The sequence below is a fragment of the Xanthomonas sp. NCPPB 3442 genome, from assembly GCF_056725145.1.
This window is the reverse complement of sequence record NZ_CM161514.1, coordinates 2,763,170-2,777,775: the sequence shown is the minus strand read 5'-3', so window position 1 is coordinate 2,777,775 and position 14,606 is coordinate 2,763,170. Positions and strand designations below refer to the sequence as shown.

The 14,606-nt window shown below is 64.2% G+C and carries 12 protein-coding genes and 5 tRNA genes; 8 read left to right on the top strand and 9 right to left on the bottom strand.

Annotation, left to right across the window (positions count from 1 at the left end; translation table 11 throughout):
• The first annotated feature begins 50 nt into the window (after positions 1-50).
• The 4 genes from phaE to AC1POX_RS12065 all read left to right on the top strand — a co-directional run bounded on the left by phaE (position 51) and on the right by AC1POX_RS12065 (position 3,152).
• The gene (phaE, locus tag AC1POX_RS12080) at positions 51-1,280 is read left to right on the top strand and encodes a class III poly(R)-hydroxyalkanoic acid synthase subunit PhaE (RefSeq protein ID WP_372356210.1); all 1,230 of its coding nucleotides are present in this window, start codon (positions 51-53) and stop codon (positions 1,278-1,280) included.
• On the top strand, positions 1,277-2,353 hold the full coding sequence (locus AC1POX_RS12075) for a class III poly(R)-hydroxyalkanoic acid synthase subunit PhaC (RefSeq protein WP_011347424.1): 1,077 nt from the start codon (positions 1,277-1,279) through the stop codon (positions 2,351-2,353). Before phaE ends, AC1POX_RS12075 begins: the two co-directional genes overlap by 4 nt.
• 116 nt (positions 2,354-2,469) lie before the next feature.
• Positions 2,470-2,667 (top strand): PspC domain-containing protein, encoded by a 198-nt coding sequence (locus AC1POX_RS12070; RefSeq protein ID WP_011347425.1) that lies wholly within the window; start codon positions 2,470-2,472, stop codon positions 2,665-2,667.
• Between the two features lie 8 nt (positions 2,668-2,675).
• On the top strand, positions 2,676-3,152 hold the full coding sequence (locus AC1POX_RS12065) for a hypothetical protein (RefSeq protein ID WP_029819514.1): 477 nt from the start codon (positions 2,676-2,678) through the stop codon (positions 3,150-3,152).
• Here AC1POX_RS12065 and AC1POX_RS12060 read toward each other — a convergent pair.
• Positions 3,110-4,321 carry an NAD(P)/FAD-dependent oxidoreductase gene (locus AC1POX_RS12060; RefSeq protein WP_338334042.1) on the bottom strand — a complete coding sequence of 404 codons (1,212 nt, stop codon included), beginning with the start codon at positions 4,319-4,321 and terminating at the stop codon, positions 3,110-3,112. The genes AC1POX_RS12065 and AC1POX_RS12060 overlap by 43 nt on opposite strands.
• 192 nt (positions 4,322-4,513) lie before the next feature.
• On the opposite strand from AC1POX_RS12060, the gene AC1POX_RS12055 reads away from it, so the two are divergent.
• Together AC1POX_RS12055 and AC1POX_RS12050 are read left to right on the top strand one after the other, a co-directional pair.
• Positions 4,514-4,741, top strand: coding sequence for a hypothetical protein (locus tag AC1POX_RS12055; RefSeq protein WP_008573245.1), 228 nt, complete (start codon positions 4,514-4,516; stop codon positions 4,739-4,741).
• A gap of 102 nt (positions 4,742-4,843) precedes the next feature.
• Positions 4,844-7,207, top strand: a complete 2,364-nt coding sequence (locus AC1POX_RS12050; RefSeq protein WP_008573244.1) for a Tex family protein — start codon at positions 4,844-4,846, stop codon at positions 7,205-7,207.
• 170 nt (positions 7,208-7,377) lie between these two features.
• Here the strand turns inward: AC1POX_RS12050 and AC1POX_RS12045 are convergent, their stop codons facing one another.
• Positions 7,378-10,779, bottom strand: coding sequence for a PAS domain S-box protein (locus tag AC1POX_RS12045; protein ID WP_372356209.1), 3,402 nt, complete (start codon positions 10,777-10,779; stop codon positions 7,378-7,380).
• Between the two features lie 202 nt (positions 10,780-10,981).
• A complete protein-coding gene (locus AC1POX_RS12040) occupies positions 10,982-11,362 on the bottom strand; it encodes a response regulator (protein ID WP_011347430.1) in 381 nt (126 codons plus the stop codon).
• 138 nt (positions 11,363-11,500) lie between these two features.
• On the opposite strand from AC1POX_RS12040, the gene AC1POX_RS12035 reads away from it, so the two are divergent.
• Positions 11,501-11,587 (top strand) — tRNA-Leu (locus tag AC1POX_RS12035).
• A 372-nt stretch (positions 11,588-11,959) separates the two neighbouring features.
• Entirely contained in the window at positions 11,960-12,136 is a 177-nt protein-coding gene (locus tag AC1POX_RS12030; RefSeq protein WP_003482805.1) for a hypothetical protein, read from the top strand.
• Between the two features lie 295 nt (positions 12,137-12,431).
• Here the strand turns inward: AC1POX_RS12030 and AC1POX_RS12025 are convergent.
• The 6 genes from AC1POX_RS12025 to AC1POX_RS12000 form a co-directional block, all read right to left on the bottom strand.
• Positions 12,432-12,507: transfer RNA gene (locus AC1POX_RS12025), tRNA-Glu, on the bottom strand.
• Positions 12,508-12,554: 47 nt separating this feature from the next.
• Positions 12,555-12,630: transfer RNA gene (locus AC1POX_RS12020), tRNA-Ala, on the bottom strand.
• Between the two features lie 753 nt (positions 12,631-13,383).
• A tRNA-Glu gene (locus tag AC1POX_RS12015) sits at positions 13,384-13,459 on the bottom strand.
• A 47-nt stretch (positions 13,460-13,506) separates the two neighbouring features.
• A tRNA-Ala gene (locus AC1POX_RS12010) sits at positions 13,507-13,582 on the bottom strand.
• Positions 13,583-13,673: 91 nt separating this feature from the next.
• Positions 13,674-14,135: a c-type cytochrome gene (locus AC1POX_RS12005; RefSeq protein WP_008576685.1), complete on the bottom strand. Its 462-nt coding sequence runs from the start codon at positions 14,133-14,135 to the stop codon at positions 13,674-13,676.
• An 8-nt stretch (positions 14,136-14,143) separates the two neighbouring features.
• Entirely contained in the window at positions 14,144-14,536 is a 393-nt protein-coding gene (locus AC1POX_RS12000) for a c-type cytochrome (protein ID WP_218543606.1), read from the bottom strand.
• Positions 14,537-14,606 lie beyond the last annotated feature (70 nt).

The following is a 14,606-nucleotide window of genomic DNA, read 5'->3' as shown; positions in this document are numbered from 1 at the left end:
CACACCGCCACGCACGCGGTAGGATGGCTGGGTAAAGGTCACTGGACGGGATGATGGCAAGCAGCGGTTCGGACAACGGCAACTTCGACGACAAGGCGCGCCAGTATTGGGCTGCCTGGGGAGATGCCATGCGCCACGGCCAGGCCGGCGCCGCCGCGCAACAACCACCGCCCGCGTCCGGTAGCGATGCTCCGCAGGATTGGCGCAAGGCCGTGGATTGGTGGTCGCAGTTGCTGCCCACCCAGGCCGCCCCGCAGGCGCAGGAGGCCATCGACCGCTTTCGCACCCAGGCCGGCGACTGGTTCGGGACCATGCAGCAGGTGGCCGCGCAGTTTGCCGGGCGCGACACCTCGGCCAATGAAGTGGCCGAGGCCTGGCGCCAGGCCGTACAAGGGCAGGGCGAACAGCTGATGCAGTGGACCTTGGGTTCGCTGCGCGGCGGCAGCCCAGGCGGGTTCGACCCATGGCTGCAGGACGCGGTGCAGGCGCTGCAGAAGTGGCGCGAGGAAAATGCGCCCTGGCTGGACATGCCGGCGTTCGGATTGAACCGCAACCACCAGTCGCGCCTGCAGAAACTGGCACGCGCACAGCAGGAGTTCCAGGCCCAGTCGGAGGCCTATGGCGAGCAACTCAAGGCGGCGATCGAGCAGGCGTTCGCGCGCTTCGCGTCCAAGCTGAGCGAGCACGAGAGCAGCGGTAGCCAGCTGACCAGCGCCCGCGCCCTGTTCGATCTGTGGATCGAGGCGGCCGAAGAGTCCTATGCCGATGTCGCCTTGTCGGAGCAGTTCCGCAAGGTGTACGGCGGTTTTGCCAATGCGCACATGCGTCTGCGCGCTGCGCTGCAGGAAGAGGTCGAGCAACTCAGCGAACGCTTCGGCATGCCCACACGTTCGGAGATGGACGCCGCGCATCGGCGCATTGCCGAACTGGAACGCCTGGTCAGGCGGATGCTGCGTAACGCAGCTTCACCGGCAAGCAAGCCCGCTGCGGCGCCGCAGCCTGAAACGGTGACATCGGCGGCGGGCAAGCGCGCGTCGTCCGCCAGCGCCAGTGCGGCGGCAGCGCGGCCGGCGGAGGCAGCACGGGCAGTCAAGCCGGGTGCATCCAAGAAGGCGTCCGTCGACAGGACCGCGACGAAAAAGGTGGCTCCGAAACAGGCGCCAGCGGTCTCCAAGTCGACGAAAACGACCTCGGTCAAGAAGCGCGGTGGGGCGAAATCCCCGCCCAAGCCTGCGGACCGTAAACCCGCTGCAGGTAAAAAACGTGGAGCGCAGGCATGAAAGGTCCGTTGGGATTCAGTGCCGAAGACCTGATGCAGGAAACCTTGTCGATGCAACGCAAGTTGCGCGAAGGGCTCAAGTTGCTGCCGGGCGTGGACGATGTGGATTATGGCGTCACCGAGCGCGAAGAAATCTGGCGCGATGGCAAGGTGGTGCTATACCGCTTCATCGGCGAGCAGGCACCGGTGGCAAAGACACCGCTGCTGATTGTCTATGCATTGGTCAATCGCCCCTACATGGTCGATCTGCAGGCGGATCGCTCGCTGGTGAAGGGGCTATTGAGTCACGGCCAGGATGTCTACGTGCTGGATTGGGGCTACCCGGACCGCTCCGAGCGCTACCTCACGCTGGAAGATTATCTGCTGCGCTACATCGACGGTGCGGTGGATCACCTGCGGGCGCAGTCGGGGCTGGAAGCGGTCGATGTGCTCGGCATCTGTCAGGGCGGCACGTTTTCGTTGTGCTACGCCGCGCTGCAACGCGACAAGGTGCGCAACCTGATCACCATGGTGACACCGGTGGATTTCCATACTCCCGACAACATGCTGTCCAACTGGGCGCGCATGGTCGATGTGGATCTGTTCGTGGACACGATGGGCAACGTGCCGGCGGACCTGATGAACGCCAGTTACCTGATGCTCAAGCCGTTCCGGCTGAATCTGCAGAAATACGTGGGCCTGCTCGACATCCTCGACGACAAGCAGGCGCTGGAGGATTTCCTGCGCATGGAAAAGTGGATCTTCGATTCGCCCGACCTGGCCGGTGAGGCCTTCCGCGAATTCGTCACGTTGTTCTATCAGCGCAACGGGTTGGTCACCGGGCAGGTGAGCATCGGGGGACAGGCAGTCGATCTGCAGGTGCTCGACATGCCGGTGCTGAATATCTACGCCGAACACGACCACCTGGTGCCGCCGGATGCCTCACGGGCGCTAGGAGGGCTGGTCGGCAGCGACGACTACAGCGAATTGAGCTTCCGTGGCGGGCACATCGGAATCTACGTCTCCGGGCGTGCGCAGCGCGAGGTGCCGGTGGCAATCCATCGCTGGTTGCAGGAACGCGGCGGCAATGCCTGAGATGGCTGCCTGCACGCCGCGCAGGTGACGCTGCGCCAAGCAGGCCGGGCGGCCATCACGATCTGCAGCGGCCGCGTTTTCTAGACTGTTGGCTACGTCTTGCAGGAGTTCTGCCAATGTCTACCACCACGTTGTCCCGCTCCCTCAACGACCGCATGATCGCCGGTGTCGTTGGCGGCATTGCGCGTCGTTTTGGCTGGAGCTCGACGCTGCTGCGTGTGTTGTTCGTCATCGTGTCGATTGCCTCGGCCGCGTTTCCCGGCATCCTGGTGTATCTGATTCTGTGGCTGCTCATCCCCAACCAGGCCGATTGAAGCCGGTAATGCGCGGCCTGCCTGCATTGCAGGTGCTGGGCGCGTTGTGGACGCTGCCCAACACCTTGATCGGGCTCGCGATCGGCGCGGCCGGCTGGTGTTTCGGCGCGCGTCCCGTCTGGTCGCCGCGGGAACATGCCGTGGTCTTCCACGCCTGGCCGTGGGGTCCGGGGGGCGCAATGACGTTGGGCAACGTGATCCTGCTGAAAGGTGCATCGTTGGACCTGCAGTGCAGCACCTACGCGCACGCCGCAGGCCGTTGCCAGCATCCGCCGGTGCGCCTGGGCGACCACGAGCGCGCGCATGTCTATCAGTACATGCTGCTTGGGCCGCTGTTCCTGCCCATGTATGTTCTGTGCGGCGGCATCCACGTGCGCAATCCGCTGGAGCGGGCTGCCGATACCTATGCGATGCACGGCCACGGTTGGTGGCCGTGGGGGATTCAACGCAGGCGCGCGAAGCCGAACAATTCGGACAGCGGGTGAGGCGTGCCCTCTAGTTGTGCACGCAACAAGCCTGCGCCAATGGCGCTATAGGTAATGCCGTTGCCGCCATAGGCCATCGCAAACGATACACGTGGCCCCAGTTCGGCATGCGGCCCGAAGAACGGCAATCCATCGGCAGTCTCTGCGAAGGTGCCAGCCCATGCGAACGCCGGGCGCAGGCGCATATCGGGCATGGTCTTGCCAATTTTCTTCAGCAACGTCCTGAGCTTGCCCTGCACGCGTGCGTCGCGGCGAGGGGGAATGTCGATGTTGTCGTCTTCGCCACCCGCGACCACGCGCCCGTCTGGTGTGCTGCGCAGGTACAGATACGGGCGCGCGGTCTCCCACATCATGGTGTGCTTAAGCGCGCCCATTTCGCTGTCGTGCAGGGTGTCGGTCACGAAGGCGTAGCTGCTGCGATTGCGCGCCACCGGCTGCGAGAGCCAGCGCTGGTTGCCATAGCCGGCTGCCAGGATCACGTGACGGGCGCGCACGCTCACACCGTCTTCGGTGCGCAGGTCGACATGCGGGTCGTGCGGATCGATCGAGGCAATGGCGGTGCGGTCATAGATGCGTGCGCCGTATTGCTCGCACTCGGAAAACAGGCGGTAGCACAGGCGGTACGGGTCTACGCTGGCGGCCAGGCGGCTCAGAATCGCGCCATCCGAATGCACGCCGTAGTTGTGCCAGAGCGGCTCGCGTTCGATCCACTCCACCGGCAGTCTGTGCGCCTGGCGGGTCTCCAGCTCGCTGCGCAGGTCTTTGATATCGCGCGAGCGGCTGGCGTAGTACAGGCTGTCCTGGCGCGTGAAGTCGGTGCCGCCGAAGGTATTGCACAGGCCCTGCAGGTCGAGGATGGCTTGCGCGCACGCCCCATAGGCCAGTGCCGCTGCCTGCATGCCGTGCTGTCTGGCCAGTTCGATCATCGGTGTATCGATTTCGTACTGGAGCAATGCGGTGCTGGCCGAGGTGCTGCCCCAGCCGATGTCGCGCTGTTCGACTACCGCGACTTCGTGCCCATGGCGCACCAATTCGTGGGCAATCAGCGCGGCGGTCACCCCACCACCGACGATGGCCACTTCGCAGACGGTGTCTTGCTCCAGACGCGGGTACGCGCGCATCAACCCGTTGCGGATCGACCAGAACGGGTAGCCACTTTTGAGGTCCATGCGGTGTCGAGCAGCGAGCGGATGGACGGCGATTGACCGCCAAGCGGGGTGAAGCGGCCGTGAGGCGAGCCCGGCCTTGCCGCCGTCACCAAACGGCAAACAGCCAGCGTTAACGTGCGTGGAAAGCTCCTCACGGCGTGCTGGTTATCCTGCCGCCACAACGCAGCAACAGCAGCAGAAGAGGGTGTGGGTATGTCGATTGTCCTGTACGTCGGTGGCAGCAAAGATGGCGACAAGGGCGTGGTGCCTTACGGTTTCAGCAAGTCGCGTGCGATGACCGATGCTGGCCCTGAGGTGTATGTCGAACGCATGGTGCCGCTGAAGGATGTCGGCAAGATCCGCGTGATGGCGCTGGAGTCGCTGCACGAAAGCATTCTGGTCGAACGTGCCGCCACCCATTACGCTCGTCAGGTCAGCTGAGCGCGGCAGCATAGGTTTACGGCGGCGTTGTCAACGGGTTTCCGTGGCGGGCCGGCACTGCGAAAATGCGTTTTTCAGTGAAGCGGGTCACCCCGCGCCGTCATGCACGATAGCCAGCTCGCCCAGCAGATTGCTCGCACCATCGCCGATGAGATCGGTGCCCAGCCCGCCCAGGCGCACGCCGCCATCGCCTTGCTCGACGAAGGCGCCAGCGTCCCCTTCATCGCCCGCTACCGCAAGGAAGTCACCGGCGGGCTGGACGACACTCAGCTGCGCAACCTGGAAACGCGCCTGACCTATCTGCGCGAGCTGGAAGAGCGCCGCGCGGCGATCCTGTCCAGCATCGGCGAGCAGGGCAAGCTCAGCGACGAATTGCGCAACGAGATCTTGGCAGCCGACACCAAGTCGCGGCTGGAAGACCTGTACCTGCCCTACAAGCCCAAGCGCCGCACCCGCGCGCAGATCGCGCGCGAAGCCGGGCTGGAGCCACTGGCCGATGGCCTGTTGGCGGACCCGACGCAATCCCCGGACGTGGCCGCGGCAGCCTTCGTCGATGCCGAGAAAGGTGTTGCCGACAGCAAGGCGGCGCTGGAAGGCGCGCGCGCCATCCTGATGGAGCGCTGGGGCGAAGATGCGGCGCTGGTCGGTGAGCTGCGCAGTTGGCTGAGCGACAATGGCGTGATCCGCGCACGGGTCGCCGAGGGCAAGGAAGAGGCCGGTGCCAAGTACCGCGACTACTTCGATCACGCCGAAACATTGGCGAAGATTCCTTCGCACCGCTTGCTGGCGCTGTTTCGCGCACGCCGCGAAGAAATCCTGTATCTGGATCTGGATCCGGGCAGCGATGCCGAGGCTGGCCACCAGTACGCCGAAGGCCGTGTGGCGCGCAATGCCGGTATCTCCAACGAAGGCCGTCCAGCCGATCGCTGGTTGCTGGACGCGTGCCGGCTGACCTGGCGCGCCAAGTTGCATATGCACTTGCTGTTGGACCTGTTCAACCAGGCGCGCGAAAAGGCCGAGGCCGAAGCGATCGCGGTATTCGGCGACAACCTCAAGGACCTGATGCTGGCAGCGCCGGCCGGTCCGCGGGTGGTGCTTGGGCTGGATCCGGGCATCCGTACCGGTTGCAAGATCGCCGTGGTCGATGCCACCGGCAAGCTGGTGGCCACCGAAACGATTTATCCGCACGAACCCAAGCGGCAGTGGGATCAGTCGCTGCAGACCATCAAAAAGTTGTGCATGCAGCACAACGTGGAGCTGATCGCGATCGGCAACGGCACCGCCAGCCGCGAGACCGACAAGCTGGCCGGTGAGGCGATTGCGCTGTGCGGCGCTGCCAAGGTACAGAAGGTGGTGGTGAGCGAGGCGGGCGCATCGGTGTATTCGGCCTCGGAGTTCGCGGCCAAAGAATTCCCGAATCTGGATGTGTCGCTGCGTGGCGCCGTGTCGATCGCGCGCCGTCTGCAGGATCCATTGGCCGAACTGGTGAAGATCGAGCCCAAGGCGATCGGCGTGGGCCAGTACCAGCACGATGTGGATCAATACCGTCTGGCCAAGGCATTGGAAGCGCGGGTGGAAGACTGCGTCAACGCGGTCGGTGTCTACGTCAATACGGCCTCGGCGGCGTTGTTGTCGCGCGTGTCCGGGCTGTCAGGCACGGTGGCGGAAAATATCGTGCGTCACCGCGACGACAATGGCCCGTTCAAGCGACGCAAGGACCTGCTCAAGGTGCCGCGGCTGGGCGAGAAGACCTTCGAGCAGTGCGCCGGTTTCCTGCGCATTGCCGATGGCGAGGAGCCGCTGGACGTCTCTGCGGTGCATCCGGAAGCGTATCCGGTGGTGGAACGCATCGTGAGCAGCACCGGCAAGCCGATCAAGGCATTGCTGGGCGACGGCAGTTTTCTGCGTGGCCTGAAGCCGGAGATGTTCACCGACGACCAATTCGGTGTGCCGACCGTGCGCGACATCCTCAAGGAACTGGAAAAACCCGGCCGCGATCCGCGCCCGGAGTTCAAGGCAGCGCAGTTCGCCGAAGGCATCGAGGACATCAAGCACCTCAAGCCGGGCATGGTGCTCGAAGGTGTGGTCAGCAATGTGGCCGCGTTCGGTGCGTTCGTCGATATCGGCGTGCATCAGGATGGATTGGTGCACATCTCGGCGTTGTCGGAGACCTTCGTCAAGGATCCGCGCGATGTGGTCAAGGCCGGCGACATCGTCAAGGTCAAGGTGCTGGAGGTGGATGTGGCGCGCAAGCGCATCGCGCTGACCTGTCGTCTGTCCGACACGCCGCCAGCGGCGGATGGCGCAGCGCAACCGCGCGAAGCCCGTGGCAGCGGCGGTCCGGGGCAGGGCAGGCGCGACGGTGGTGGACGCGGTCAGGCGCAGGCCAATAGCAAACCGCGGATCACCGCGCCGCCGGCGGACAACGCCCTGGCTGCCGCATTCGCGCGTGCCAAACGTAGCTAAGTCGCGCTTTTGATCTGTCGGTTGATCGGCGTGGTTGAATGGCTTGGCGCGGATCTAATGTGGCGATGGATTGGTCTGCGGTTTGGCTTATAAGTAAAAGCCTTCGGCGCAGGCAAGCATCCTCAGTGTGCCGATCGGTGACGAAGTCATCGGCCTAGCACGCTGCAGTGCTATTCCACTGCAGCCCGCACCGCGCGCGCGGGCAAGATCAAGCGTTCGATCAGGTCGACCAGGCCGGGTGGTTCCACCGGCTTGCCCATGTGCGCATCGAAGCCGGCTACTACCGCGCGGTCGCGGTCTTCTTCGCGGACATAGGCGGTCAGGGCGATGGCCGGAATATGCCGCGGCAGATCGGCGCGGCCCGAACGCACGGTGCGGATCAAGTCGTAGCCATCGCGTAAGGGCATCGCGATATCGCTGACCAATACATCGAAGTGCGCGTTCACCAAGCAGTGCTCGGCCGCGTCCACCGACCCGGCAGCCTGCACCTGCGCCCCGGCCAGCATCAGGAACTGCATCACCGCTTCGCGCGAATTCTGATCGTCGTCGACCAGCAGGACGCGCACGCCAGCCAGGCGGTCGCGGCACTCGTCCGGCAGCGCGCCCACGTGGGTGGTGTCTGCCGAGGCAGGCCGCAGATCGCTGACCCCGTGCTGGAACGGCAACACGATGGTAAATAGCGCGCCCTGGCCTTCGCCCGCGCTGGAGGCGCCAAGACTGCCGCCATGCAGGTCCACCAACTGACGCGAGATCGACAGGCCCAGCCCCAGGCCGCCCACGCGCCGTGTAGTGCCTGCATCGGCCTGACGAAAACGGTCGAACACATGCGGCAGGAAATCCGCCGCAATGCCGATCCCGGTGTCCTGCACGCACAGGCGCAGCCGCTCGTCTTCGACATCCATCGCCACTCGCACCGTACCGCCGGCAGGGGTGAACTTCAGCGCATTGCTGAGCAGGTTGGTCAGCACCTGCTGCAGCCGCCCGGCATCGCCGAAGAACCACAGCTCGCCATCGCAAGGCGCATCCAGCTCCAGTGCGATCTTGCGCGCCAACGCGGTCGGCTGCATGAGTTCCAGCACGCTGCGCACCAACCCGGCGATATCGAAATGCTCGGCCTGCAGGCGGATCTTGCCGGACAGGATCGCGCTCATATCCAGCAGGTCGTCGATGATCTGCGTCTGCGCGCGCGCACTGCGTTCGATGATCACCAGGCCCCGGCCCAGATTGGCCGGATCGGCGATGTCCGATTGCATCAACCGCGACCAACCCAGGATCGCGTTGAGGGGTGTGCGCAACTCATGGCTTAGCGTGGCCAGGAATTCGTCCTTGACCCGGTTGGCATGCTCGGCCTGCGCGCGCGCGGCGGTTTCCGCCTGCAACGACAGCTTGAGCTTGGCATCCACCCGGGTGCGTTCGATCACGATGCCGGCCAGGTGCGAGGCCGAGCGCGCCATCGCCTGCTCGCGCAAGGACGGTAGGTGAGGGCGGTCGTAGTAGATATTGAGCGTGCCCAATACCTGCCCGTTGCTGGCCAGGATCGGGGTAACGCAACACGCGGCGATGCCCATCGTTGCCGAGATCGCATGGTGGCTGCTGAAGCTTGCATCGGCCTGGAGATCGCTGCAGATCACCTGACGACCCAGGTGCGCCGACAGGGCGCACGGCGGCCCCTCCGGCCCGATCGGCGATGGCTCGAAGTGCCCGCGGTACTCGATCGGAAAATGCGGTGCCGAGCCGAAACTCAAGGTGTGGCGGACCTCATCGCGCACCATCACCGAGCAGTACAACGGGATTTCACCGCGTGCCTCCACACTCAATGCGATCGCATCCAGCACCACCGGCAATGGTGCGCCGGTGGTGATCAAACTCAGGATCGCGCGGTCCGAAGCGGTGGCATCTTCGATGTGCTTGCGTTCGGAGATGTCGGTGAGCGAGCCGATGTGCCCCAGAAACCGTCCGTCGCTGGCGAAGTGCGGGGATGCGGTGTCGATGCACCAGCGGTATTGCCCGTCGTGGCGGCGCACGCGGTATTCGGCGAGGAATTCGCCGCGTTGCTCGAGTGCCTGTTCAAAGGCATGCCGCACGCGTGCTGCATCGTCCGGATGCATCACATCCCACCAGCCCTGATCCAGTGCCTGGTCTTCCCCCTGTCCGGTGAAGTTGTACCAGCGCGGATTCCAGTACACGCAATCGCCTTGCGCGTCGGCCATCCAGATCATCGCTGGCACCGTCTCGCAGAGCGCACGGAAGCGCACTTCGCTTTCGCGCAATTGCTGCTCGAATGCGCGCCGGTCATGAATGTCGGTATAGGTACCGATCCACTCGCTGATGCTGCCATCGTCGCCGCGCACCGGGAGCGCGCGCACCAGGTGCCAGCGTGATTGCCCGTCGTGACGCAGCAGTTCGCACTCCACCTCGAGAGCGCGCTGGCCTTTCAATGCCAGGCTCCACGCCTGCTCGGACAGGCGCAGACCATCGGCAGTGTGCGCGCGGTGCCAGGCGGCATCTTCGTTGCTGGAAGGATCCAGGCCGGTGTACTCGTACCAGCGCTGGTTGAAGTAGTGCGGTCGTCCGTCCGGATCGGCAATGAAGATGATCTGCGGCAGCGTATTGGCGAGGCGGCGCAGGCGCGCTTCGTTGGCCGCGAGTTGTTGCTGCGCCTTGGCCCGTTGCATCGATTCCCAGCAGCGTGCCACGACCAATCGCACCAGTTCGATCTCCGCCGACAGCCAGCGCCGCGGTGCACGCTGATGGACGCCGATCGCGGCCACCAATCGGTCGTGCTTGTGCAGCGGAATGGCCAGCGAGGCGCGCAAGCCGGAGCGGCGGTACTGCTCGGCCACATAGTCCGGCGCACCCGGCGCCATCGCATCGGTCGTGAACCAGGGACGGTTCGCCAGCAGCGCATCGCGCAGGCCCTGTGCGGCCTCCAGTGGGAAGTCGCCTTGCAGGCTCGGCATGTCCTGCACATGGTCGCTGATGACATGCATGGTGCTGCCATCGGCAGCGACCAGACCGAATGCGCAACGGTTCGCCTGCAGATGCTCGCCAAGCAGGCGCACGCTGGTGTCGATGATCTGCCGCGGATCGGACACGTGCTGCAGTGCGTCTTCCAGCATCAATAGAAAACTATCGCGACTATCGCTGCGACGTTGTTCGCTGACGTCAGCGGTCGAATCCGCAACGCCGATGTAGAGCGCGCCTACCTGCTCGCCCGTTTGCAGCACTGGGCTGCATGACCAGCGCTCCAGCTCCAGGGCCATTGCCGCGGCTGGCTCGTCATCGCCATCGCGATTGGATGCGTATGTCAGCGCCGCACGCGGCTGCCCGAATGCCGCCGGGTGGTGCGGTCCCAGTCGTGCAATGCAGGCATCGTTGTAGATACAGCGCTCGTCGCGGCCCCATACGAGCAGCATCGGAACTTGCGCATGCAGGCAGATCGAGAGTGCTGTGCGCAGCGCGGGGCTGTCGCCCAACAGCGCGTCCGCAGCGTGCACGGAAGCGGCCAGTAATGCTGCAGTTTCGCTCGTCTCCGGCAGCAAGCCGGCTAACGGCGACACGGCGATATCCATCCAGCGACCCGCCCGTCATTCTTCGATGGCAAATTCTAGTAGCAACCGGCCTGCACCGGCAGCGCCGCGGAACCGGCGATTCAGCTAATCGCTGCCGGCACATGGCAACACAATGCGTCTGTGGCAGAAGGATAAGGTGTTAGAGAGAGGGCAGGCGTGCCGCACCTGGCAGTGGCACCGGCAGGGCGCCCGGTCCTGCTGCTCAGCCCTCAGCGCCGCGCAACTCGCGCGCTTTGGACAATGCACCGATCAGTTCTTCGGACAGATAGGGCTTGATCAGGATGACACCACGTTCGAATCCACTCGGGATGCTGCCGATGGCCACGCCGGTTGCCAGCACGAACGGGATACCGCGCTCCGACAACAGGCGTGCGACCGGTTCGCTGGTTTCGCCGTTACCCAGGCGATAGTCCAGCACTGCGATATCCGGTGGCTCGGCGCTGATCAGCTGCAGGGCATCGCGCACTTCGCCGACCGGGCCGATGACGACGGCACCCGCCTGAACAAGCTGCAGGTCGAGCAGCATGGCATTCATGTCATCGTTTTCGACCACGAGTACCCGAACTCCACGCAACACCGACATTGCTTACTCCTTTACTGAGTCGGCCAGTATATCGGGACTGCCTGGACACAGCGCTGCAGACCCCGCTTGCACCTGAATTCGTCAGGCGCAAACTGACACTGTTCGTTTCAACAACAAGTCGCTATACTGCGCGGCCACGCCGAAGTGGCGGAATCGGTAGACGCAGCGGACTCAAAATCCGCCGCCCTTAAAAGCGTGTGGGTTCGAGTCCCACCTTCGGCACCAGGTTGTTGCAGTACCAGCGAAAGCCCTTCTGGAGAAGTCCGGTGGGGCTTTTTGCTGTGTGCCGTTCGGCAGGGCGTGGGGCTTCGTTGATGCGGCGCGACCAGCGAGGCTGGCGACCGTCAGTGCGGTCGAACGGAGCGCGAAGCGACGGCGTGGTTGGCGCGCGATGCACGACTGGCGTCAGGAGCAATTTGTTTGCAGTGCATCTGCGTGGCGCAGATGCTGATCGCTCGAGTTCGTCCATCGGCACGCCACGCATCAGGCACGCAACTGCCGCGCGCCGTGCAGTGCGCAGGTAATGGATGACGTTGCAGGCACGCGACCATCACGCTGCTTGCGTACCGTGGGAGTCTCTTTTGAGCGGGTGACCCCATGGACTTCGATGCTTCGCAACAGCTGCGCATCCTGCGCGACATCCACGACACCAAGCCGGTGGCCGACGAAGAGGGAAACTGGGCGGTACGCGCCGGCTATGCCACGCAAGCTGAAGATGGCGACATCGACCTGACGCACGAGGGCCGCAAGGCGCTGGATAGTGGGCAGACCTGAGGTGTTTCGCACCGTGCACTGCGTGGCTGGCCTTGAGATCGGACGGAGGTTTTACTCATCGCATTAGCGTGCGATGGGGCCTGCGACACGCCCCGAACGCATTGCGAGGTGGCGAGACGATTGGTCAGCGATGTAATGGCTTGCGAGTGCGTAGCGGGGAGTTGAATACAAGGCTCGCCAGTGAAATGCATTTGCGCGCCACTGGTCCCAGCCCGCAATGGCCTCGAAATACGTCTGAGACGAAGGTTAGGGACAGACAAGAAAAAGCCCCGGCAGTGCCGGGGCTTTGGATGATTGGCGTCCCCACGGGGATTCGAACCCCGGTGTCCACCGTGAAAGGGTGGTGTCCTAGGCCTCTAGACGATGGGGACGCGTATCAAAACCTCGTTGTCCACTTGAGACGGCCTAATGTCTGAAGTGGTGGAGCCAGGCGGGATCGAACCGCCGACCTCCTGCATGCCATGCAGGCGCTCTCCCAGCTGAGCTATGGCCCCGCGTTGCTGCCAGCCGGCAATCATAGCGACATCGCCGCGCGATGGGAAGTGGTCTGGGCAAAAAAGTTGTAGCAAGGGCGCAGCCGCCGGGCGAACTGCCGGGCCGCATGCGTCGAGCGCGGCGATTGAACAGCAACGGCGCAGCTGGAGTGCATGAAGCGCCATAAGTCCACGGTGTTCGGGGCGTGCAGTGGATTGCAGCGACGACGATATCGGCGCGCTGGATGCGCCGATGTGAGTTTGCACTCACTTCGACAGCGGTCGATTTGCGAGCAACTGCCGCGCCGGGTCGCGCGTCAAGTCCGCTGCATCTCGTCTACAAGCAACACCGGATTCGCGTCCCGTGCTCGCCGTCATCACGGCATGCGTGAGCGCGACCATCGCGCACATTGCGTTTTTGGCGCGGCAATCTGTAGCGACGCTTCTGGCAACGTGGCAACTGCGAGGCGGGCAGGGACATCGACAGCAAAATTATGTGCGCGCGCGAATGCGCATCCGCATACGCTTGAGTCGTGCCGAAACTCGTCAAGCGCTTGGATCGAGCGGGTGTTGGCAGCAGTGGTGGCCTGCCGAACAGCAGTGCGTGCGTATCGATTCGCACACCAAGCGCGCGCCATCCGCGGCAGAGATTCAACTCTTTCTGTCCGCTGCATCATGGCGATGAACCGAGGCATGCCCAGCCTCGCTCAGAACCGGATTCGGCCTGGTGACAGGCAAAAAAAAGCCCCGGCAGTGCCGGGGCTTTTGGATGATTGGCGTCCCCACGGGGATTCGAACCCCGGTGTCCACCGTGAAAGGGTGGTGTCCTAGGCCTCTAGACGATGGGGACGCGTATCAAAACCTCGTTTTCCACTTGAGACGGCCTAATGTCTGAAGTGGTGGAGCCAGGCGGGATCGAACCGCCGACCTCCTGCATGCCATGCAGGCGCTCTCCCAGCTGAGCTATGGCCCCACGAAACTGAGAACGAAATGATAGCGGCCTGTTAATGTTCGCGCAAGCGCTTTTTCATTCCGAATGAGACGGTGCGACGTTCGCATCGCACTCAGTTGACGCCGTGCAGATCGCGCAACTGCGTCTGACGCGCGCCGAAGTACGCCGCCAGGTCGGCGATGTCCTGATCGCTCAGCGCCGTGGCCTGGGCGGTCATCAACGGATGCTGACGGTCGCCGCTACGGTAGGCCTGCAGCGCATGCGCAAGATAGTCGCCGTATTGGCCGCCCAGTTTGGGATAGCTGGGATCGATCGGCGCATTGCCATCGGCACCGTGGCAGTCCACGCAGCTCTGGCCGGTCGCCTTGCCCTTGGCATGGGCGAGTTTGTCGCCGGCGTCGGCGCGGCCGGTGGGCAGACCTGCCGACGAGCCGGAGCCGTGCTCGCCGCTGGCGTGGCCGGGGTCGCCAGCGGAGTGATCGGTGGACTCAACCTGGGATTGGGAACAGGCCGCCATCATCAGGGCAGCGACCAGGACGATGGCTAGACGCGGAGCGTGCAGGGCGTTCGGCATGTGGGCGCTTACTTGAGGGTGGACAGAAAGGCGGAGATGTCGGCGATGTCCTGCTCGGAAAAGCTCTGCGCCTGTGCCTGCATGGTTGGATGCTTGCGCTTGCCCTGGCGATATTCGGTCAACGCCTGGGTCAGATACTGGCTGGTCTGGCCGCCAATCTTGGGCACGCGATAACTGGGGTAGGCGTTCTTATAGCCGGTGACGCCGTGGCAACCCTGGCAGGTATAGGCGAGCAAGCGCCCATTCGACGGGTTGCCGGTCGGCGCGGCAGGGGTTGCCCCCGCGGCAGCAGGTGCCGCGGGGGCCGGAGCTGCGGGTGTGGCTTGCGGTGTTGCTGATGCGCCCCCAAACGGCAGGAAGACGACCAGAGCGAGACAAGCGGCGAGCGGCTGCGGGCGCATGGTTTCGTATCCGGAAGACTGATTGAGCGTCCGCACGTGGGGGCGAGACGGAACCGGACCGAGTATGCCT

Coding starts and splice junctions, on each gene's coding strand:
- AC1POX_RS12005 (WP_008576685.1), bottom strand. CDS start 14,135: ATGCCGAACGCCCTGCACGCTCCGCGTCTAGCCATCGTCCTGGTCGCT.
- AC1POX_RS12045 (WP_372356209.1), bottom strand. CDS start 10,779: ATGGATATCGCCGTGTCGCCGTTAGCCGGCTTGCTGCCGGAGACGAGC.
- AC1POX_RS12030 (WP_003482805.1), top strand. CDS start 11,960: ATGGACTTCGATGCTTCGCAACAGCTGCGCATCCTGCGCGACATCCAC.
- AC1POX_RS12040 (WP_011347430.1), bottom strand. CDS start 11,362: ATGTCGGTGTTGCGTGGAGTTCGGGTACTCGTGGTCGAAAACGATGAC.
- AC1POX_RS12050 (WP_008573244.1), top strand. CDS start 4,844: ATGCACGATAGCCAGCTCGCCCAGCAGATTGCTCGCACCATCGCCGAT.
- AC1POX_RS12065 (WP_029819514.1), top strand. CDS start 2,676: ATGCGCGGCCTGCCTGCATTGCAGGTGCTGGGCGCGTTGTGGACGCTG.
- AC1POX_RS12060 (WP_338334042.1), bottom strand. CDS start 4,321: ATGGACCTCAAAAGTGGCTACCCGTTCTGGTCGATCCGCAACGGGTTG.
- AC1POX_RS12000 (WP_218543606.1), bottom strand. CDS start 14,536: ATGCGCCCGCAGCCGCTCGCCGCTTGTCTCGCTCTGGTCGTCTTCCTG.
- AC1POX_RS12055 (WP_008573245.1), top strand. CDS start 4,514: ATGTCGATTGTCCTGTACGTCGGTGGCAGCAAAGATGGCGACAAGGGC.
- AC1POX_RS12075 (WP_011347424.1), top strand. CDS start 1,277: ATGAAAGGTCCGTTGGGATTCAGTGCCGAAGACCTGATGCAGGAAACC.
- AC1POX_RS12070 (WP_011347425.1), top strand. CDS start 2,470: ATGTCTACCACCACGTTGTCCCGCTCCCTCAACGACCGCATGATCGCC.
- phaE (WP_372356210.1), top strand. CDS start 51: ATGATGGCAAGCAGCGGTTCGGACAACGGCAACTTCGACGACAAGGCG.